This window comes from Afipia carboxidovorans OM5 (genome assembly GCF_000218565.1).
Lineage (GTDB): Bacteria > Pseudomonadota > Alphaproteobacteria > Rhizobiales > Xanthobacteraceae > Afipia > Afipia carboxidovorans.
The window spans coordinates 427228-447773 of the sequence record NC_015684.1 but is presented as its reverse complement, the minus strand read 5'-3'; the positions used below and the strand labels follow the sequence as shown (position 1 = coordinate 447773).

Genomic DNA, 20546 nt, shown 5'->3' with positions numbered 1-20546 from the left:
CGAAGGCCGCCAAATACGACAGCCTCAGGCGCACACCGCCTCCAACAACACGCCATGCGTTTTTGAGATAACCGCCCTCCTCCACGCACAGGACAGGTCGACGCCAGATGCGAGCGCTAACGACAGATGCCTGCTCAGGAATCAGCCGCGAATTGCGCTTGATCAACGAAACGAGGTCCCGTCCAGGCTATCGTTTCTGGTCTTTTCAGCTCATCACCATTCTGATATATCATTGGTTGACTACGAATATATCTTGAACGCTGCGGAGGATGCCATGCACAACAACCTGTCTTTTTCGGCAGTCAAGTACTGGACCGACCATCTGCGCCGGTTTGGGGCACTTCACGAGATTCGCGACGACGTCGAAGCCGGCCGCATCGCGCACGACATCGGGCTGTCGGTCTCGGAGTTGCGCGCACTGGTCGCCAAGGGACCGGAGGCCGCGCAACTTCTGCATGCGCGCATGCACGAGCTCGGCCTCAACGAGGCCGATAAAACAAGCGCCGGCCCCAAGGCCATGAGCAACATGCAGTTCCTGTGCGCGACCTGCAAGAATCAGCGCCGTTGCCATGACGATCTGCAGGGCGCGATCCAGTCAGACGACTGGCTCCTTTACTGTCCGAACTCGATGACGCTGGAAGCGATGCGCAAGACGCACGCAGAGGCCGCTCCGGCTTCGGCCTGACCTTAAACAGGCGAGCCCAAATAAAAACGCCGGTCCTTCGACCGGCGTTTTGCATTTGAAGCTTAAGAGCCTGCCGTTCAAGCGTAACGGCCGTGGCAGTGCTTGAACTTCCGGCCCGAACCGCAGGGGCAATCCTCGTTGCGCCCGACCTTACCCCAAGTCGCAGGGTTTGCAGGATCGCGCTTGGCGGGTGCCACCGGTGCAAGACCGCTCTGCGCCTGCGCAACCTGATCCTCGCCCGTGTTGGGGTCGAGCTTATGCGCCTCCATTGCAGGCATCGGCGGCTGCTCGTCCGGCGGCACGATCTCGACCCGCATGAGCTGCGCTGTCACCGCCTCGCGCATATGCGAGATCAGCGATTCGAACAGCTCGAAGGCTTCGGACTTGTATTCCTGCAACGGATCACGCTGGCCGTAGCCACGCAGGCCGATCACCTGACGCAAATGATCGAGCATGATGAGGTGCTCGCGCCACAGGTGATCGAGCGTCTGCAGAAGAATGGTCTTCTCGACGTAGCGCATCACCTCGGGGCCCCACTGGGCGGACTTCGCGGCCATGTGCTCGTCGACGCGCTGCTGGAGACGCGACAACATCTCCTCGTCAGCAATGCCCTCTTCCTTCGCCCAGTCCTCGACCGGCAGGTCGAGACCGATCACGCGCTGCAGTTCCTCACGCAGGCCAGAGACGTCCCACTGCTCGGGGTAGGCATGTTCGGGAATGTGCTTGGCAACCAGCCCCTCGATCAGGGTGTGCCGCATATCGGTGACGGTTTCGCTGACGTTCTGGTCGCGCATCAGATCAATGCGCTGCTCGAAGATCACCTTGCGCTGATCGTTCTGCACGTCATCGTATTTCAAGAGGTTCTTGCGGATGTCGAAGTTGCGCGCTTCGACCTTCTGCTGCGCCTTCTCGAGCGCCTTGTTGATCCACGGATGGATGATCGCCTCGCCTTCCTTGAGGCCGAGGCGCTGCAGCATGCCTTCGAGACGATCCGAGCCGAAGATGCGCATCAGGTCGTCGTCGAGGGAGAGATAGAACTTGGTGCGGCCGGGGTCGCCCTGGCGGCCGGCGCGACCACGCAACTGATTGTCGATGCGGCGGGACTCGTGGCGCTCCGAACCGATGATGTAGAGACCGCCCGGCTTCTTGATCGTCTTGCCGCCAGGCTTGCCGGGCTCAAGCTCGACCGTCTCCTCGGCGGCGAGCACCATCTCCTTGAACTTCTCGATGTCGGCCTTGATGCCTTCAACGATCTTCTGCTTCTCGGCCTCGTCCTCGATGCCGGCAGTCGCGGCCGCCGCACGCATCTCGAGCGAGCCACCGAGCTTGATGTCGGTGCCGCGGCCCGCCATGTTGGTCGCGATCGTGATCGCGCCCGGCACGCCGGCTTCGGCGACGATATAGGCTTCCTGCTCGTGGAAACGCGCGTTCAGCACGGCGAACAGCTTCGACGGCTTACCGGCCCGCGCCGCGTCGTAAAGCTTTGCCATCGATTTCGGGTTGGCGAAGTCGATCTGCTTGTAGCCGTGCTCTTTCAGAAAATCGGCGAGCACTTCGGACTTCTCGATGGACGCCGTGCCGACCAGCACCGGCTGCATGCGCCCGTTGGCGCGCTCGATCTCGGCCAGGATCGCCGCATACTTCTCGCGGGAGGAGCGATAAACTTCGTCGTCCTCGTCGAGACGCGCGATCGGCAGGTTGGTCGGGATCTCGAGCACTTCAAGCTTGTAGATGTCGAAGAACTCGTCCGCCTCGGTCGCCGCGGTGCCGGTCATGCCGCCGAGCTTCTCGTACATGCGGAAGTAGTTCTGGAAGGTGATCGAGGCGAGCGTCTGGTTCTCAGGCTGCACCGGCTGGTGCTCCTTCGCCTCCAGCGCCTGATGCAAGCCTTCGGAATAGCGGCGGCCCGGCATCATGCGGCCGGTGAACTCGTCGATGATGACGACCTCGCCGTCACGCACGATGTAATCCTTGTCGCGCGTGAACAGCCGGTGCGCACGCAGCGCCTGATTGACGTGGTGCACGACCGAGACGTTCTCGATGTCGTAGAGCGACTCGCCCTTCAGCAGCCCGGCCTCGCGCAGCATCTGCTCGAGCTTTTCCATGCCGCCCTCAGTGAGGGTGACCGTGCGCTGTTTCTCGTCGATCTCGTAATCGGCGGGCTCGAGCTTCGGAATGAAGGTGTCGATGGTGTTGTAGAATTCCGAACGGTCATCGAGCGGGCCGGAAATGATAAGCGGCGTGCGGGCTTCGTCGATCAGAATCGAGTCGACTTCGTCGACGATCGCGAAGACATGATCGCGCTGGACCATGTCCTCCAGACGATACTTCATGTTGTCGCGCAGATAGTCGAAACCAAATTCGTTGTTGGTGCCGTAGGTGATGTCGCAGGCATAAGCCGCCTGACGCTCGGGATCATCGAGGCCGTGGATGATGATACCGGTGGTGAGGCCGAGGAAGCTATAGACCTGGGACATCCACTCGGCGTCGCGCTTGGCGAGGTAATCGTTGACGGTGACGACGTGGACACCACGGCCGGTCAATGCGTTGAGGTAGACGGCGAGCGTCGCAACGAGCGTCTTGCCTTCGCCGGTCTTCATCTCGGCGATGTCGCCCTCGTGCAGCACCATGCCGCCGATCAACTGAACGTCGAAATGGCGCTGGCCGAGGGTGCGCTTGGCAGCCTCGCGCACGGTGGCGAAGGCCGGGACCAGAATGTCGTCGAGGGTCTTGCCGCTCGCGAGTTGCTGCTTGAACTCGGCAGTGCGCGCCTTCAGCGCCTCGTCGGAGAGGGCGGCAATCTCGGGCTCCATCGCATTGATTGCATCGACCCGCGCCTGATATCCCTTGACCCGCCGGTCGTTGGCGGAACCGAATATTTTGCGGGCGAGCGCACCGATCATCGTTTAATCCCGTCCGTCAGTTTGGTTTGCGACCCCAAACCCGGATCGTTCACAAAGCCACTCGTCATCGAGACTGCACGCATGAAGACTGTGCACATGGCGTTTTTGCGACCGGTCCTCGCAGGCGGATGCCCGCGGGTGGATGAAGCAGCAAATGCTGAAAATGTCCGGCCGCGGACGCGCGGTAAAATACCCGCGCCAAAAGCCGGTCGCCGGCAGAGATATGAGCCCCCTCGGGCCTTGTCAACGCGCCAACCTCTCAAGGAATTCATGATTTTGACGGGTTTTCGCGTTGCCATCCGCGGGATGTTGAGCGAGTGTCCCGCACCCTCGCTACCTCCGCTTTTGACCAGAAAAGGACAATCCATGACCCTTTCGACCCGTGCGACGCCGGCCGTGCGCTCCAGCCGTGTGTTGGGCCTCCTCTCCGGCGCCGCCTGCTGCCTCGCGCTGACCCTGATGGCTGCCCCGCTGCGCGCCGACGACAACCAGGTCATCGCCAAGGTTAACGGGGCCGAGATCCGGCAAAGCGACGTCACCGCCGCGGAAAAGGACCTTGGCCCGAGCCTTGCGCAGCTCGACCCGGCCTCCCGCCAGGACAGCATCGTCCGGTTCCTGATCGACCTGAAGATCGTCTCCAAGGCCGCTGAGGACAAGAAAATCGCCGACAGCGCCGATTTCAAGCGCCGCCTCACCTTCAGCCGCGACCGTCTCCTGATGGACACCCTGCTCGATAACGAGGGCAAGGCCGCCCTGACCGACGAGGCCCTGAAGAAGGTCTATGAGGAAGCCTCGAAGCAGATCTCCGGCGAGCAGGAAGTTCACGCCCGTCACATTCTGGTCGAGACCGAGGATGAAGCGAAGGCGATCGTCGCCGAGTTGAAGAAGGGCGCGGACTTCGCCGAGCTTGCGAAGAAGAAATCCAAGGATCCCGGCGCCTCCGACGGCGGCGACCTCGGCTACTTCACCAAGGACCAGATGGTGCCGGAATTCTCGACCGCCGCTTTCGCACTCGAGACCGGCAAGATTTCCGACCCCGTGAAGTCACAATTCGGCTGGCACATCATTAAGGTCGAGGACAAGCGCGCCCGCAAGGCACCGCCCTTCGAACAGGTGAAGCCGCAGCTTGAGGCCTTCGTCATCCGCAAGGCACAGGCCGACTACGTCGCGAAACTGCGCTCCGAGGCGAAGGTCGAGCGACTCGATCAGAAGGACGATGCGGCCAAGCCCGCCGATCCGAAGGCCGCACCGGCAGCGCCCGCGAAGAAGTAACATTCTGATCTTCCTGCCCGCAGGGTAGGAAATCCAAATGCACCACGGGCGGACAACGTCTTTCGTTGCCCGCCCGTTTTGCGTGACGGCGTATTCATAGAGTTTGCCCTTTTCTTCCCTCTCCCCTTGTGGGAGAGGGTGGCAAGAATGAGCGAAGCGCATTCGAGCCGGGTGAGGGGTATTGTGACAAACACAAACCCCTCACCCGCTTCGCGGCGCCGCCGCTCAGCACCCTCTCCCACAAGGGGAGAGGGACAAGTTGAAGGCTCGCTCCGCATGTCCACCACCGTCTCTCCTCTCGCGCCCGCATCCGTTCCCACTCTGCCGGTCATTGCCGGCGTGAGGCTCGCCACCGCCGCCGCCGGTATCCGCTACAAGGGCCGCACCGACGTGCTGCTCGCTTTGTTCGACGAGGGCACCACGGTCGCTGGTGTCTTCACCAAGTCGAAATGCCCAAGCGCAGCCGTCGACTGGTGCCGTGAGCGGCTTGCAGGCGGCAAATCATCCAAGGGTGGGCTCGCCCGCGCTCTGGTCGTCAATTCCGGCAACGCCAACGCCTTCACCGGCAAGACCGGCAAAGCTGCGACAAAGCTCACTGCCGACATCGCCGCACGCGCCATCAAGGCAAACGCCGGGCAGATCTTCCTCGCCTCGACCGGCGTGATCGGCGAGCCGCTCGACGCCACCAAGTTCAATGGTGTGCTCGACGACCTCGCCTCGCGTGCGGCGCCGGAGAGCTGGGAGGAAGCCGCGCGTGCGATCATGACCACCGACACCTTCCCGAAGCTCGCGACCAAGACCGTGAAGCTCGGCAAGGCCCGCGTCACCATCAACGGCATCGCCAAGGGTGCCGGCATGATCGCACCCGATATGGCGACGATGCTCTCCTTCGTGTTCACCGACGCGCCGATCGCCGCACCCGCGCTGCAGGCGCTTCTGAAAAGCGGCGTCGAAGATACCTTCAACGCGGTGACGATCGACGGCGACACCTCGACCTCTGACACACTGCTCGCATTCGCAACCGGCGCCGCGAAGGATGCCCCGCGCATCAGCCGCGCCTCCGACCCGCGCCTCAAGGCGTTCGCCAAGGCGTTTCGTGAGGTGCTTGCCGATCTCGCCGAACAGGTCGCCCGCGATGGCGAAGGTGCACGCAAGCTCGTCGAAGTCTTGGTCGAGGGTGCGGTATCGAAGGCGTCTGCTCGCAGAGTCGCGATGTCGATTGCGAACTCGCCGCTGGTGAAAACCGCAATCGCCGGTGAGGACGCCAACTGGGGCCGCGTGGTGATGGCGGTGGGCAAGGCCGGCGAGCCGGCCGACCGTGACAAGCTCGCGATCTTCTTCAACGGCGTGCGCGTTGCCTACAAAGGCATGCGCGACCCCAGCTATGACGAGGCCGAAGTGTCGGCGCTGATGAAGCAGCCGAAGATTACCATCAAGGCCGCGCTCGGCCTTGGCAAGGGCCGCGACCGCGTGCTGACCTGCGACCTCACCAAGGAGTATGTCGCAATCAACGGCGATTACAGGTCGTGATCGTTGCAGCTTTCAATCCATCGTCATGGCCGGGCTTGATCCGGCCATCCACGCCTTCTCTTTCCTTATCACACGATTCAAAAGACGTGGATGCCCAGAACAAGGCCGGGCATGACAAGTCAGTTGTGTCACGTTGTCGGGAAACATCGTTATGAAACTCACCCTCGTCGTCGCCTGTGCGCTTGTCGACACCGACAACCGCGTACTGATCGCGCAGCGCCCGGAAGGCAAGCAACTGGCCGGGCTGTGGGAGTTTCCCGGCGGCAAGGTCGATGCTGGCGAGCGGCCGGAGCCTGCGCTGATCCGCGAGTTGAACGAGGAGCTTGGCATCACCGTGCGCGAGTCCTGCCTTGCGCCGCTCACGTTCGCGAGCCACGCCTATGAGACGTTTCATCTCCTGATGCCGCTCTACATCTGCCGGCGTTGGGAAGGCACCGTCAGCGGCCGCGAGGGCCAGCCGCTCGCCTGGGTGCGTGCCAACAAGCTGCGCGACTACCCGATGCCACCCGCCGACATTCCGCTGATCTCGCATCTGACGGATTTGCTGCTGTAAACTAACAACTCGTCATTGCGAGGAGCATCGCGACGAAGCAATCCAGTAACCGTCATGCCCGGCTTTATGCCGGGCATCCACGTCTTCCCTTTCAGCCAAGGCGTGGATGGCCGGGACAAGCCCGGCCATGACGAAGAGACTGGGGTGCTATTTCTTGCTTGCCTTCTTCACCGCTTCCTCAAGCGACATCTTCGCTGAGCCGGGCTTCAAAGGTTTCTGCTGGCTTTCATGCGGCGACCAGCCTGCCATCCAGACGATATCGAACGTCGCGCGGATGCGGCCATCCGCATCCGCAAAACGCTCTGCATAGACTTCGGCAGCACGCATCAGTGTCGTACGGCGCAGCGGCGCGCGGCGGCGCATCGCCAGCATGTTGGTCGCGCCCATCCGTCGCAGATCGCGCATCAACGCAAACATATTGTCGTATCGCACCGTGACACGATCGACATCCGTCACCGGCAGCGCAAAGCCCGCGCGCTGCAGCAACGCGCCTGCATCGCGCAGATCGAGCATCGGGATGACGCGCGGCGACAGCCCGCCGTCGAGTGCGACTTCCGCGTCCGCAAAACTCTGCCGCAGCTCGGTCAGCGTGTCGCCGCCCACTGTTGCAGCGAGGAAGTAGCCATCAGGCTGCAACGCCCGGCGCACCTGCGCCAGCACGCCCGGCAGATCGTTGACGAACTGCAGCGCGAGCGCGGAGATAACGAGATCGAACGAGTTTGCCGTGAGCGGCAGCGCCTCGCGCTCGCCCGTTGGCCAATCGACATGCCGCGCCTGCTTAGCCACGGCAGCAAGCCGCGCGAATGCGCTCTCACCCGGGGAGCCGAGATCGGCGGCATTCTGAAACTCGCGCACCACGGCGCGGAGCCGCTCGTCGAGTTCCTCGACCACCCGGTCGAGAAGAAATGTCTCCGCCCCGGCACGCGCCGCCCGCGTCTGGCGCTGGCGCAGCAATGCAAGGTCGAACACGATCGGCGGGGTGGGGGGTGTCGTCATGGCCGCTTGTTACGCCCAAGCCCGCTGCCGTTCAATCGCGCCACGCGAATGCCTTGAGCACGACCCGGTGCAGGGCTAGGGTCGTTCCATGGCGATGCAGCCTGTGCCGACGCAACCTTTGCCGCTGCCGAGGATTCGGGTGCATCTGCACGCCACCCTCCGCAACGTTAGGGCTGCGTGCTGCAAAGCCGGGCAACACACGGCCCGCCTCGCCCTCGACGTCGCGCTGCCGACCCAGTGCCTCGCCTGTCGCGAGCCGGTGGCGGGCGAAGGGCTGTGCCCCGCCTGCTGGTCGAAACTGTCGTTTATCGCCCCGCCCTACTGCGCCCGGCTCGGCATTCCCTTCGTCTACGATCCCGGCCCCGGCGTACTGTCGATGGAGGCGATCGCGGCACCGCCGGCCTATCATCGCGCGCGGGCGGCGGTGCGCTACGACGAAGTCGCCAAAACGCTCGTTCACGCGCTGAAGTACGAGGATCGCACCGATCTGGCGCCGACCATGGGCCGCTGGATGACGCGCGCCGGCACTGAGCTCTTCGCGGAAGCGGACGCGTTGATCCCGGTGCCGCTGCACTGGAAGCGCGGCTGGGCGCGGCGCTACAACCAGTCGGCGGCGCTCGCTGCCGTCATCAGCCGCGTGACTGGCATTGCGGTCGAGACCGACCTTCTGCGCCGCATCCGTCCCACTCCCCAACAGGTCGGGCTGTCGCGGGCCGAGCGCGCCCGCAACGTGCAGGGCGCGTTCGCGGTCGAGGCAGATCAACGGGCCGCAGTCAAAGGGCGGCGCTTCATCCTCATCGACGATGTGCTGACCTCGGGTGCGACCACACAGGCCTGTACCCGCGCGCTGCTGCGCGCCAAGGCCGCTTCCGTCGACGTGCTGGTGTTCGCGCGGGTTGTGGAGCCGTTCCGGCCTCCCATATAATCAGCCACACTTTTTCACGATGGAAGGCACGATGTCGGCGGCTGTCGAAATCTACACAAGGCCCGGCTGCGGCTACTGCTCGGCAGCGAAATCGCTGCTCGCGCAAAAGCAGGTCGCGTTCACCGAATTTGACGCGAGCAAGAATCCGGATTTCCGTCAGGAGATGCTGGCCCGCGCCAATGGCGGCATGACCTTTCCGCAGATCTTCATCGACGGCTTCCATGTCGGCGGCTGCGACGACCTCTACGCGCTCGAGCGCGCAGGCAGGCTGGATCCCCTGCTGAACGGACAGAAAGAACCGACATGACCACCGCTCCCGCCCCCTTCAAGGCGGCGCTCGTCCAGCTCCGCAGCGGGCTCATGCCTGCCGACAACCTTGTCGAGGCAACGCGGCTGATCCGCGAGGCGGCGGCGCAAGGCGCGCAGTACATTCAGACGCCCGAAGTCACCAACGTCATGCAGGAGAACCGCAAGGCGCTGTTCGAACTGCTGGCGTCGGAGGCCGACGACGCTTCGCTTGCGGCCTATCGCGCGCTCGCGGCGGAACTGAAGGTACATCTGCATATCGGCTCATTGGCGCTGAAGGCTTCGCCTGAGCGCGCCGCCAACCGCTCGTTCCTGATCGGGCCGGACGGCGACATCCTCGCGAGCTACGACAAGATCCACATGTTCGACATCGATCTTGAGAACGGCGAGAGCTATCGCGAATCCGCGAACTACCAGCCGGGCGAAACTGCGGTGCTTGCCGATCTGCCGTGGGGCACACTCGGCCTCACGATCTGCTACGACCTGCGTTTCCCCTCACTGTTCCGCGCGCTTGCCGAAGCCGGCGCGTCATTTATCGCAGCACCCGCCGCCTTCACCCGGCGCACTGGCGAGGCGCACTGGCACACGCTGCTGCGCGCCCGCGCAATCGAGAACGGCTGCTACATCTTCGCAGCCGCGCAGGGCGGCCTGCATCAGAACAAGCGCGAGACCTTCGGCCACTCGCTGATCGTCGATCCGTGGGGCACGATCATCGCCGAAGGCGGCACCGACCTCGGCGTCATCATGGCCGAGATCGATCCCGCGCGGGTCGAGGCCGTCCGTAAAAGCATTCCGTCGCTGCAGCATGGCCGCCGCTTCAGCATCCGCGACACCCGCCGCCAGCCGGGCCACCTGCACGCTGTGAGGGGCTCGGCATGATCCGCTATGCGCTCCGCTGCGAGTGTGGCCACAGCTTTGAAAGCTGGTTTCAAAGCTCCGCCACCTATGAGAGCCAGCGCAAGCGCCGCCTTGTGACCTGCCCGGCCTGCGACTCCGCCAAGGTGGAGAAGGCGATCATGGCACCGCGCCTTGCGGCCAAGGACAAGACAAGCGAGCCCGAGGTAAAGGCGAGCGAGACCTCCACGCCGACGCTGATGATGGCCCCGCAAGAACGCGAACTCGCCGCAAAGTTGCGTGAACTGCGCGAGCATGTCGAGAAGAATGCCGAGAATGTCGGGCGGAAATTTCCGAACGAGGCGCGCAAGATTCACTATGGCGATTCCGAGCATCGCGCGATCTACGGACAGGCCACCGCCGAGGAAGCCCACTCGCTGCTCGAGGAAGGCGTCGAGGTGATGCCGCTGCCACTCCTGCCGGGCGAGCGGAATTAAAAGCGCTTCACCAACAACCGCGTCTAAACTTCAAGCGCACGTTTCGCCGCGATTCTTTCGTTAGCCCAGAAGCAGCAGCCCGACCCCGAACAGGATCAGCACGATGCCGGCGGCCTCGCGCGCGGTGATCCGCTGCTTCATGCCGTAATGCGCAGCCCCTTGCGCGATCAGCACCTCGACGAGATTGAGCGTGCGCACATTCGCGACCGGCGTCAGCGCGAACGCGAGAAACAGGAAGAACGAACTGAACGCGCCGGTGAAGCCCGCGAACAGCGATGGCTTCCACAGGCCGAGAATCGTAGTCATCACGCCGGGCTTGCGTGCCACCAGATAGGCCGAGAGCACGATGGATTGCAGGAGAAGCGCGCACGTCAGCGTAAAGCCAGCAGCCGTTACGAACGAGACACCTTCGACATTGAGGATCGCGCCGCGATAGCCGACCGAGGATAGCGCCATAAACGCCGCCGCGCCGAGCCCGAACAGTATCGGGCGCAGCCGGCCAAAGCCGCGCACGCCGGGCTGCAGCGCCGTCAGCATTACACCGACGGTCGCGATCATAATGCCGGCAACCTTCATGACGGTCAGATGGTCGGCCAGAAAGACGAAGCCGAACGCCGCCGTCTGCAGCGGCTCGGTCTTGAGATAGGCGGTGGTGACGACGAAGGAGTGCTCGTTCATCGCCGCGAGCATCAAGGCCGTGCCTGCGATCTGTGTCAGACTACCGACGAGCAGCCACGGCAGAAATCCCGGCGCAGGCCAGCCGATGCGATCTCCGGTGACCAAAAGTATCGTCAGCAGAAACAGCGCCGCGAACGGAAAGCCGAACAGAAAGCGGATATGCGTGGCGCCGAGCGTGCCGAGCGGCCCGGTGAGGCCGCGCTGCATGGCATTGCGCGCAACCTGACCGACGGAGCCGACCAACGTCAGCGGAATCCAGAGCGATGTCAGATCGGTCATCGAGCGCTCGCGCTGCAGGAAAATCGCCGCCGCAGAGGCTCATGGAAGGGAGTGCCGGTCAAGTCTCCGACATGCAAGGCACGCCTGCATCCGGCAGCTACAGCGCCTCGGCGACCAGCATGTAGTTGACGTCCATGTCGGACGACAGGCTCCAGCGATCCGCTAGCGGGTTGTAGACGACGCCGGTCTGTTCGGTGACGCCGAGCTTGCTTGCTTCGAGATAGTTGGAAAGTTCTTCGGGCGTGACGAACTTGTCCCAGCTATGGGTGCCGCGCGGCAGCCAGCGCAGCACATATTCCGCGCCGACGATGGCGAGCGCAAAACTTTTCCAGGTGCGATTGAGCGTCGAGACGGTCATCAACCCGGACGGCTTCATCGCACTCGCGCAGCGCGCCAGAAATGCGCCGACATCGTTGACGTGCTCGACGACTTCCATCGCAAGCACGATATCGAAGCGCTCGCGCATGTCGATGGCCTCGACCGTGGTCGCCCGGTAATCGATGCTGAGATGGCCGCGTTCGGCATGCAGCTTCGCCACCGCGATGTTGGTTTCGGAGGGATCGATGCCGACCACCTCCGCGCCGAGGCGCGCCAGCGGCTCGCAGAGCAGCCCCGCACCACAACCGATATCGAGCACCCGCAACCCGGACAGGCAGGTGAGACTTTTCGGGTTGCGGCCGAATTTGCGGCAGGCAGCGTCGCGGATATAGGCCAGCCGCAACGGATTGATCCGGTGCAGCGGCTTCATCCGGCCGTTCGGGTCCCACCAGTCGGAAGACAGCTTCGAGAAGCGGGCGATCTCGGCGGGATCGACGCTCGGAGACGAGGTCTGGGCAGAGGTATCGGTTATAGGCGCGGTCACGGTTTTGGCTCGCTGTCAGTGCGCGGTGATGTGATTACGGAATTGCAGCGGCGCGGCGATCATCTTCATTCTCTTGTGTCCCTCGCCCACCCCTTTGACCGTGACATCGCCGAAGCCGAGAACCCGGCCCAGAATACTCTGGTCGACATCAACGCTCTCGACCTTATCAAGGCTCATCTCAAAGGTGTTGCGCTTGATGAAACCTTCCTTGTGGACGACGCGCAGGCTGGTGACATCGGTTTCCGTGGTCCAGCGGCGGAACCACGCACCCGCGAGCCAGAACAGCCCGATTGCCGCGCAGACCGCCGCAACCGCGATCAGGATCGCGACCCAGGCGCCGTCGAGCGTCGCCCACGCCCCGGCGAGCGCGGCCGCCGCCAGCGCGAGGCAGAAAAACCCCGGCGCATAGACGATGCCGTGGACGGTCGTCGAGTAGCGAAGCCGCTCGCCGGGCTGCAAAATCTCGTCCACATAACGGCCCATCGTGTCCCTTTGTCCGGCTTGCGGAACTCATGGCTTGCCCCCGGCGGCGCAGCTATGTATAGCCGCGTTTTCGGAGCGGCGCTGCGGTTTTGAGCGGAACCGCTCTCCACCCTGAACCAGCAACAGGACCGCGCCACTCCATGGGCCGCCTTGTCATGAAGTTCGGCGGCACCTCCGTCGCCAATATCGAGCGTATCCAGAACGTCGCGCGTCATGTCAAACGCGAGGTCGATGCCGGCCACGACGTTGCCGTCGTCGTTTCCGCCATGTCGGGCAAGACCAACGAGCTTGTCGGCTGGGCGAAGGAAGCCTCGTCCCTTCATGACGCCCGCGAATACGACGCGATTGTCGCTTCTGGCGAGCAAGTGACCTCGGGACTGCTTGCGATCGCGCTGCAGGCGCTCGGTATCCAGGCCCGCTCCTGGCAGGGCTGGCAGATTCCAATCCTCACCGACGACGCCCACGCCTCTGCCCGGATCGAGGGCATCGACGGCAGCGAACTCATCCGCCGCTTCGAAGCCAGCAAGGAAGTCGCGGTCGTTGCGGGCTTCCAGGGCCTGCATCAGGAAACAGGGCGCATCACCACGCTCGGCCGTGGCGGCTCGGATACCTCCGCAGTTGCCATCGCTGCGGCGATCCGTGCCGAGCGCTGCGATATCTATACCGACGTCGACGGCGTCTACACGACCGATCCGCGCGTTGTGCCGAAGGCAAAACGTCTCGACAAGGTTGCCTTTGAGGAAATGCTGGAGATGGCCTCGCAGGGCGCGAAGGTGTTGCAGGTCCGCTCGGTCGAGCTCGGCCTCGTGCACAACGTGCCGGTGTTTGTCCGCTCCAGTTTTGTCAAACCGGAAGATATCGACCCGCACGGCACGCCGCCGGGAACGCTGATCTGCAGCGAGGAGGAAATCGTGGAAAGCCAAGTCGTCACCGGCATCGCCTTCTCCAAGGACGAAGCGCAGATTTCCGTGCGCCGCATCGAAGACAAGCCAGGCGTCGCAGCCTCGATCTTCGGCCCGCTCGCCGACGCCAACATCAACGTCGACATGATCGTGCAGAACGTCTCCGAGGACGGCCGCTACACCGACCTCACCTTCACGGTCCCGGCATCCGAGTTCACCCGCGCCCAGGACGTGATCGCGAAGGCCAAGGACAAGATCGGCTACGAGCGGATCGACAGCGCAACCGACGTCGCCAAGATTTCTGCGATCGGCGTCGGCATGCGCAGCCATGCGGGCGTCGCCGCGCGCGCCTTCGCGGCGCTGTCGGAGCGGAACATCAATATCCGCGCGATCACGACCTCGGAAATCAAGTTCTCGATCCTGATCGACGCCGCCTATACCGAGCTTGCGGTCCGCACGTTGCATACTCTTTACGGACTCGACGCCAAGACCTGACCGGGCCAGACTCCGGGAAACCGGATTTGGCGAGAATCAAGGCGCGCCCAGCGTGAACAACATTGCAGAGATCGTGAATGCGTTCCTGCTGGTTTATGCGGCGCTCTTTCCCGTGATCAACCCGGTCGGCGGCGCGCCGATCTTCCTGCGTCTGACCAACCGCACCCCGAAAGCGCGCCTACCCTCGCTCGCGCGCGGCGTCGCGATCAACAGCTTCGTCCTGCTGCTGTGCTCGCTGTTCATCGGCTCGCATGTACTGGTGTTCTTCGGCATCACGCTGCCGGTCCTGCGCATCGCTGGCGGCCTCGTGGTCGCAGCGCTGGGCTGGAGGCTTCTGCATCAGGGCGACGATCTCGAGGGCCGCGACCAGCCCGCCCCACGGGAAAAAGAGGTCGACGCCTTCTACCCGCTCACCATGCCGCTCACGGTCGGTCCCGGCTCGATCTCGGTCGCAATCACGCTGGGCAGCCAGCGGCCATCGTCCGCGGTCGACCTTGCCCAACTCGCGGCATTGGGCGGCGGGGCCGCGACCGGACTCGCCGCGATCGCGGCGACGATCTATGTCTGTTATCGCTTTGCAGGAAACATCGTCACCGTGCTCGGCGAGCGCGGCACCAATGTGATGATGCGGTTGTCCGCGTTTCTTCTGTTCTGCATCGGCATTCAGATCATCTGGGGCGGGCTGCGCACCCTGCTGCCCCAGTTGCCAAGCTACGTGGCGCTCGCCCTGCCCTTATAACCCTTCCATACCCCCGACATGGCAGGCCTTTTGCTTGGCAAAGGGAGGGGCGATTCGCTATAGCCTGTAAGGGTGGGTGGAAACGCCCCCAAGCCATTGAGAAGCGAGGATCGAGCGGATGCGCAGCGCGCTGGGAGGCCCCCGCGTCTTGTTAAGGCGGCTGCGCGAAGTGATGGCCGAGCAGGTCAGCGCACAGGACCGCCTCGACAAGATCGTGGTGCTGATCGCTGCCAACATGGTGGCGGAGGTCTGCTCGACCTATGTGCTGCGCGTCGACAACACGCTCGAACTCTACGCCACCGAAGGCCTCAACAAGGACGCCGTCCACAAGACGGTGCTCGATGCGCATGAAGGCCTCGTCGGCCTCGTCGCAAGCGAGGCCCAGCCGCTGAACCTCTCCGACGCGCAGAGCCATCCGGCTTACTCGTATCGTCCAGAGACCGGCGAAGAAATCTATCACTCCTTCCTCGGCGTGCCGATCCTGCGCGCGGGCAACACGCTTGGCGTGCTGGTGGTGCAGAACCGCGCGCGGCGCACCTATGTCGAGGAGGAGGTCGAGGCGCTGCAGACCACCGCGATGGTGCTCGCGGAAATGATCGCGTCGGGCGAATTGTCCTCACTCGCCGAGCCCGGTGCCGAGCCCGCCGCCCGCATCGCCGTTCACAAGTCCGGCACCATTCTCTCCGACGGCATCGCGCTCGGCCATGTCGTGCTGCACGAGCCGCGCGTCGTCATCACCAACTATATCGCCGAGGACGTCGCCCGCGAAGTGAAGCGGCTCGACATGGCCGTCACCAAGCTGCGCGCCGACCTCGACAGCATGCTGGAACGCGGTGACGTTGCCGAGGGCGGCGACCATCGCGACGTGCTCGAAGCCTATCGCATGTTCGCGAACGACCAAGGCTGGCAACACCGGCTGCGCGAGGCGGTCGCGACCGGCCTTACCGCCGAAGCTGCCGTCGAGCGCGTCCAGTCCGACACCCGCGCGCGCATGCTGCGCTCGACCGACCCTTATCTGCGCGACCGTCTGCACGATCTCGAAGATCTCGGCCATCGCCTGATGCGCGAGCTCGTCGGGCGCGACCACGCGCCGTCACGCGAGCAACTGCCCGACAACGCCATTCTGGTCGCCCGCTCGATGGGGCCGGCGGCACTCCTCGACTACGACCGCAACAAATTGCGCGGCCTCGTGCTCGAGGAAGGCACCGCCAACTCTCATGTTTCGATCGTGGCGCGCGCGCTCGGCATTCCCGCGGTCGGCGAGGTTGCCAACGCTCCCGGCGTTGCCGACCCGGGCGATGCCATCATCGTCGATGGCACCTCGGGTTCGATCTATGTGCGACCCTCGCAGGAAATTCAGGCAGCCTATGCCGAGCGTGTGCGCTTCCGCGCCCGCCGGCAGGAGCAGTATCGCGAACTTCGCAACAAGCCGTGCGTGACCCGTGACGGCCAGCCGGTCGAGCTCATGCTCAACGCCGGCCTCGTCATCGACCTGCCACACATCGAAGACGCAGGCGCGGCCGGTATCGGCCTGTTTCGCACCGAACTGCAGTTCATGGTGAGCACGAGCCTGCCGCGCACCAGCGAGCAGCTTGCGCTCTATCGTACCGTGCTCGACGCCGCCGGCGGCAAGCCGGTAACGTTCCGTACGCTCGACATCGGCGGCGACAAGGCGCTGCCCTACATGGACACGATCGTCGAGGAGAATCCAGCGCTCGGCTGGCGTGCGATCCGGCTCGGCCTCGACCGTCCCGGCCTGTTGCGCGGCCAGATCCGTGCGCTGCTCCGCGCGGCGGCGGGACGCTCGCTGCGCATTATGTTTCCGATGGTCACGGTGGTGCGCGAGTTCGATCAGGCCAAGACCATGGTCGAGCGCGAACTCACTTATCTGCGCCAGCATGGCCACACGCTGCCCGAGCGCATCGACGTCGGCACCATGATCGAGGTTCCGGCGTTGCTCTATCAGCTCGATGACCTGTTTGAGCGCGTCGATTTCGTCTCGGTCGGCTCCAACGATCTGTTCCAGTTCCTGTATGCGGTCGATCGCGGCAATGCGCGCGTTACCGACCGCTTCGACACCATGTCGGCGCCAATCCTGCGGGCGCTTCGCCACATCGCGCGCAAGGGCAAGGAAGCCGGAAAGTCCGTCTCGCTGTGCGGCGAGATGGCGTCGCAGCCGCTCGGCGCGATGGCGCTGATCGCGCTCGGCTATCGTTCGATGTCGGTGAACGCCACCGCTCATGGCCCCGTCAAGGCGCTGATCCTCGATCTCGACGCCGCCAAGGCCGAGGCCGCGATGGCGCAGTGGCTCGATACGCCCTATGACCGTGTTCCGATCCGCGAGCGGCTCACCGCTTTTGCCGAAGCCGAAGGTCTGCCGTTGTAGGAAGGCACCTGCCCCGCCTGCACCGCCCTCCTGCTTTCGTGAGACGACCCAATGCTTCCCGACGCCAAACTCGACATTCTGCTTGCCCGCCACGCCGCCCTCGAAGCGGAGCTGCTCGGCCAACTTAATGCCGAGGCTTACGTGCGCGCGACACGTGAGCTTGCCGAACTCACGCCGGTGGTCGATGCCGTGAAGGCCTATCGCGCCGGCGCATCAGAGCTCTCCGATCTCGACGCCATGATCGACGATCCCACGACCGACGCAGAGATGCGGGCGATGGCCGAGAGCGAGCGGCCCGTGCTGCAGGAGCGGCAGGAAAATCTCGAGCAGCAGATTCGCATCGCCCTTCTGCCGAAGGACGCGATGGACGAGCGCAACGTCGTACTCGAAGTCCGCGCCGGCACCGGCGGTGACGAAGCCTCGCTGTTCGCGGGCGACCTGTTCCGCATGTACGAGCGCTTCGCCGCGCTGCAGGGCTGGAAGGTTGAGGTGATCTCCGCGAGCGAAGGCACCGTCGGCGGCTACAAGGAGATTGTTGCCCAGGTACAGGGCCGCGGCGCGTTCGCGAAACTGAAATTCGAATCCGGTGTGCATCGCGTGCAACGCGTGCCCGACACCGAAGCCTCCGGCCGCATCCACACCTCCGCCGCGACGGTGGCGGTGCTGCCCGAAGCCGAAGAGATTGATATCGACATCAAGGATACCGATCTGCGGATCGAAACCATGCGCGCGCAGGGCGCAGGTGGTCAGCACGTCAACAAGACTGAATCCGCGATCCGCATTACGCATATTCCGACCGGCATCGTCGTCATGATGCAGGACAGCCGCTCACAGCATAAGAACCGCGCCTCGGCGATGAACATCCTGCGCTCGCGCATTCTCGACGCCGAACGCCAGCGCGCCGCATCCGAGCGCTCCGCCGACCGGCGCGGACAGGTCGGCTCCGGCGACCGCTCCGAGCGCGTGCGCACTTACAACTTCCCGCAAGGCCGCGTCACCGACCACCGCATCAATCTCACGCTCTACAAGCTGCCGCAGGTGATCGCAGGCGAAGCGCTCAACGAACTGATCGACGCGCTGACAACCGAGCATCAGGCGGCACTGCTCGCCACCGAGACCTCGGCGTGAACCTCGCCGGGCACACCCTCGACGAAGCGCGGCGCGCCATTGCTACCCAGCTGCGCAAAGCTAAGATCGAATCACCCGAACTCGATGCACGGCTTCTTCTTGGCGACGTGCTGCAGCTCGATCTCACCGGGCTGATCACAGCGGCCACGCGCAGGCTCGATACGAGCGAGGCACAACGGCTCGAGGATGTCATACGACGTCGTATTGCGGGCGAGCCTGTTGCGCGCATTCTCGGCCGCCGGGAATTCTGGGGCCTTACCTTCGCACTCTCACCGGCAACGCTGGTGCCGCGCCCGGACACCGAGACGCTAATCGAGGCCGTGCTCGACATCCTGAAACGCGAAGGCCGCACGGCTGCGCCACTCCGCATCCTCGATATCGGCACTGGCTCGGGTGCGATCCTCCTCGCGCTGCTCTCGGAATTACCGAATACGACCGGCATCGGCACCGACATCAATCCCGCGGCAATCGCGACTGCGGCGGATAACGCTGCGACGCTTGGCCTCGCCTCACGCGCGACCTTTGTCGCCTGCGATTATGCGGGCGCGCTGCGCGGGCCGTTCGACATCGTCGTCTCCAACCCGCCCTACATTCCGACGGCCGACATCGACCATCTCGATCTCGAAGTGCGCGCGCACGATCCGCGCCTCGCACTCGACGGCGGCGCTGACGGGCTCACCGCCTATCGGACGATCGCTCCTCTCGCTTTTGCGTTGCTGGCACCAAGCGGAATTGCTGCGGTCGAGATCGGGCAGCGCCAGGCGCACGGCGTGGCGACCCTGATGGCCGAAGCAGGACTTGCCGTGCCCGCCCCCGCAAAGGCCGATCTGGGCGGCGTCCCGCGGGTCGTGACAGCCCGAAAAACCTGACTTTTTGAGGCCTGAGCCACGAAAAAATCAGCAAAAAACCCTTGGCGATTGGCCCCGGAGCGATTAGGTTTCAGGCACATCGGTCAGGCCCTCGGTTCCGTCAAGCGGATAGAGGGGCCAGCGTCCTCAAGGGAAAGAGGACCGCCGACAGGGGTTCCGAAAGCGGATTGTCGCTGATTGTCTTGGGCGCGAAGGACGACGAGCCGCGCTGCCCGCTTCCAGCCAATGAAAGCTGTGCGCTTGAACATTCAAACATGACATCGGCGCCTGCCCGTTCTGCGTTCCGGGCGGGAATTGGGGTCAATCGCCATTCGAGGTCATCCACCCTGGCGGCGCGTCAGGGCATTGAGAGGTATGGCGCACAAACGGTGTGCCGTTGAACGCGACGGACGCAGGATGAAAACCTGCACTCTGCAATTGACGCGACGGCGCACCGCTACCGGAACGGGACGAAACGCAGAAGAACTCACTTCGATTAATGGCTCCAATTCGATCAACACTATCGAGGATCGGTAAAAGGCACGACATGAGGAACGGTCAGAACAACAACAAGCGCATGCGCGGTCGTAGCGGCGGCAATCACGGCAACAACCGGCGCGGCCAGAATCCGATGACCCGGGTGTTCGAGTCCAACGGTCCTGACATCAAGATCCGCGGTACCGCCTCCCACATCGCCGAGAAATACGTCCAGCTTGCGCGCGATGCCCGTTCCTCCGGCGACCCGGTTGCAGCGGAAAACTACTACCAGCACGCCGAACATTACTTCCGCCTGATCGCGGCCGCGCAGGAACAGCTCCGCCAGAGCCAGCCGCAACAGCAGCAGCCTCCGCGCGCCGAGGGCGAATCCAGCGAGGATTTCAGCGAAGAAGATAACTACTCGAACTTCGGCGCCGAGCCGGGCTTCGCCCCGCAGCCGCAGCAGTTCACCCAGCGCGAGCAGTCGCAGCCCTACCCGCAACAGCGTGAGCAGCCGCGTGAATATCGCGAACCGCGCGAGAACACCCGCCAGCAGCAGACGCAACCGCAGGATAGCGGCGCGTCCGGACTGCCCTCCTTCATCACCGGCGGTGCACCGCAGCCTGCAGCCCCGTTCGAGGGTGGCGGAGCGCCGCAGGGCGAGCGTTTCGCCCATCGCCGCCGCCGTCCCCGCACACCGCGTCCTGAAGGACAGACGGCTGCCGTGCCGCAGGAGAGCGGCGATCTCGCAGGCGAGTAAGCCTCACG

19 protein-coding genes are annotated in these 20546 nt (G+C 64.0%); 14 read left to right on the top strand and 5 right to left on the bottom strand.

Annotated elements, in window-relative coordinates; genetic code table 11:
• Window positions 1-274: 274 nt before the first annotated feature.
• Window positions 275-685, top strand: a complete 411-nt coding sequence (locus OCA5_RS02155) for a hypothetical protein (protein ID WP_012561264.1) — start codon at window positions 275-277, stop codon at window positions 683-685.
• 77 nt (window positions 686-762) lie between these two features.
• Here OCA5_RS02155 and secA read toward each other — a convergent pair whose 3' ends face one another.
• The gene (gene secA / locus OCA5_RS02150; RefSeq protein ID WP_012561265.1) at window positions 763-3588 is read right to left on the bottom strand and encodes a preprotein translocase subunit SecA; all 2826 of its coding nucleotides are present in this window, start codon (window positions 3586-3588) and stop codon (window positions 763-765) included.
• A 366-nt stretch (window positions 3589-3954) separates the two neighbouring features.
• Between secA and OCA5_RS02145 the strand changes: the two genes are divergently transcribed.
• From OCA5_RS02145 to mutT, 3 genes are all read left to right on the top strand, one after another.
• Window positions 3955-4860, top strand: a complete 906-nt coding sequence (locus OCA5_RS02145) for a peptidylprolyl isomerase (RefSeq protein ID WP_012561266.1) — start codon at window positions 3955-3957, stop codon at window positions 4858-4860.
• A gap of 276 nt (window positions 4861-5136) precedes the next feature.
• Window positions 5137-6390, top strand: coding sequence for a bifunctional glutamate N-acetyltransferase/amino-acid acetyltransferase ArgJ (argJ, locus tag OCA5_RS02140; RefSeq protein WP_012561267.1), 1254 nt, complete (start codon window positions 5137-5139; stop codon window positions 6388-6390).
• A 151-nt stretch (window positions 6391-6541) separates the two neighbouring features.
• The gene (gene mutT, locus OCA5_RS02135; RefSeq protein WP_012561269.1) at window positions 6542-6943 is read left to right on the top strand and encodes an 8-oxo-dGTP diphosphatase MutT; all 402 of its coding nucleotides are present in this window, start codon (window positions 6542-6544) and stop codon (window positions 6941-6943) included.
• Between the two features lie 147 nt (window positions 6944-7090).
• Here mutT and OCA5_RS02130 read toward each other — a convergent pair whose 3' ends face one another.
• Complete coding sequence (locus OCA5_RS02130) at window positions 7091-7939, bottom strand: methyltransferase domain-containing protein (RefSeq protein ID WP_012561270.1); 849 nt, start codon at window positions 7937-7939, stop codon at window positions 7091-7093.
• A gap of 88 nt (window positions 7940-8027) precedes the next feature.
• Here OCA5_RS02130 and OCA5_RS02125 point away from each other — a divergent pair, with 88 nt between their 5' ends.
• From OCA5_RS02125 to OCA5_RS02110, 4 genes are read left to right on the top strand one after another with little or no spacing between them, the layout of a single operon-like run.
• Window positions 8028-8864 carry a ComF family protein gene (locus OCA5_RS02125; protein WP_012561271.1) on the top strand — a complete coding sequence of 279 codons (837 nt, stop codon included), beginning with the start codon at window positions 8028-8030 and terminating at the stop codon, window positions 8862-8864.
• A gap of 31 nt (window positions 8865-8895) precedes the next feature.
• Window positions 8896-9171, top strand: a complete 276-nt coding sequence (gene grxC / locus OCA5_RS02120) for a glutaredoxin 3 (RefSeq protein ID WP_012561272.1) — start codon at window positions 8896-8898, stop codon at window positions 9169-9171.
• Window positions 9168-10049 carry a carbon-nitrogen hydrolase family protein gene (locus OCA5_RS02115; protein WP_012561273.1) on the top strand — a complete coding sequence of 294 codons (882 nt, stop codon included), beginning with the start codon at window positions 9168-9170 and terminating at the stop codon, window positions 10047-10049. The genes grxC and OCA5_RS02115 overlap by 4 nt, the downstream gene beginning before the upstream one ends.
• Window positions 10046-10501 carry a DUF1178 family protein gene (locus OCA5_RS02110; RefSeq protein WP_012561274.1) on the top strand — a complete coding sequence of 152 codons (456 nt, stop codon included), beginning with the start codon at window positions 10046-10048 and terminating at the stop codon, window positions 10499-10501. The genes OCA5_RS02115 and OCA5_RS02110 overlap by 4 nt, the downstream gene beginning before the upstream one ends.
• Before the next feature lie 60 nt (window positions 10502-10561).
• Here OCA5_RS02110 and OCA5_RS02105 read toward each other — a convergent pair whose 3' ends face one another.
• The 3 genes from OCA5_RS02105 to OCA5_RS02095 all read right to left on the bottom strand — a co-directional run bounded on the left by OCA5_RS02105 (window position 10562) and on the right by OCA5_RS02095 (window position 12803).
• Window positions 10562-11458, bottom strand: coding sequence for an EamA family transporter (locus OCA5_RS02105; protein WP_012561275.1), 897 nt, complete (start codon window positions 11456-11458; stop codon window positions 10562-10564).
• 97 nt (window positions 11459-11555) lie between these two features.
• Entirely contained in the window at window positions 11556-12320 is a 765-nt protein-coding gene (gene ubiG, locus OCA5_RS02100; RefSeq protein ID WP_012561276.1) for a bifunctional 2-polyprenyl-6-hydroxyphenol methylase/3-demethylubiquinol 3-O-methyltransferase UbiG, read from the bottom strand.
• A gap of 15 nt (window positions 12321-12335) precedes the next feature.
• Window positions 12336-12803, bottom strand: coding sequence for a PH domain-containing protein (locus OCA5_RS02095; protein WP_012561277.1), 468 nt, complete (start codon window positions 12801-12803; stop codon window positions 12336-12338).
• A 140-nt stretch (window positions 12804-12943) separates the two neighbouring features.
• Here OCA5_RS02095 and OCA5_RS02090 point away from each other — a divergent pair, with 140 nt between their 5' ends.
• The 6 genes from OCA5_RS02090 to OCA5_RS02065 all read left to right on the top strand — a co-directional run bounded on the left by OCA5_RS02090 (window position 12944) and on the right by OCA5_RS02065 (window position 20538).
• Complete coding sequence (locus tag OCA5_RS02090) at window positions 12944-14200, top strand: aspartate kinase (protein WP_012561278.1); 1257 nt, start codon at window positions 12944-12946, stop codon at window positions 14198-14200.
• A 52-nt stretch (window positions 14201-14252) separates the two neighbouring features.
• A complete protein-coding gene (locus OCA5_RS02085) occupies window positions 14253-14939 on the top strand; it encodes a MarC family protein (RefSeq protein WP_012561279.1) in 687 nt (228 codons plus the stop codon).
• Between the two features lie 118 nt (window positions 14940-15057).
• Window positions 15058-17325, top strand: coding sequence for a phosphoenolpyruvate--protein phosphotransferase (ptsP, locus tag OCA5_RS02080; RefSeq protein ID WP_013912779.1), 2268 nt, complete (start codon window positions 15058-15060; stop codon window positions 17323-17325).
• A gap of 51 nt (window positions 17326-17376) precedes the next feature.
• Window positions 17377-18453, top strand: coding sequence for a peptide chain release factor 1 (prfA, locus tag OCA5_RS02075; RefSeq protein WP_012561281.1), 1077 nt, complete (start codon window positions 17377-17379; stop codon window positions 18451-18453).
• Window positions 18450-19322 carry a peptide chain release factor N(5)-glutamine methyltransferase gene (prmC, locus tag OCA5_RS02070; RefSeq protein WP_012561282.1) on the top strand — a complete coding sequence of 291 codons (873 nt, stop codon included), beginning with the start codon at window positions 18450-18452 and terminating at the stop codon, window positions 19320-19322. Before prfA ends, prmC begins: the two co-directional genes overlap by 4 nt.
• A 526-nt stretch (window positions 19323-19848) precedes the next feature.
• Entirely contained in the window at window positions 19849-20538 is a 690-nt protein-coding gene (locus tag OCA5_RS02065; RefSeq protein WP_012561283.1) for a DUF4167 domain-containing protein, read from the top strand.
• The last annotated feature ends 8 nt before the right edge of the window (window positions 20539-20546 follow it).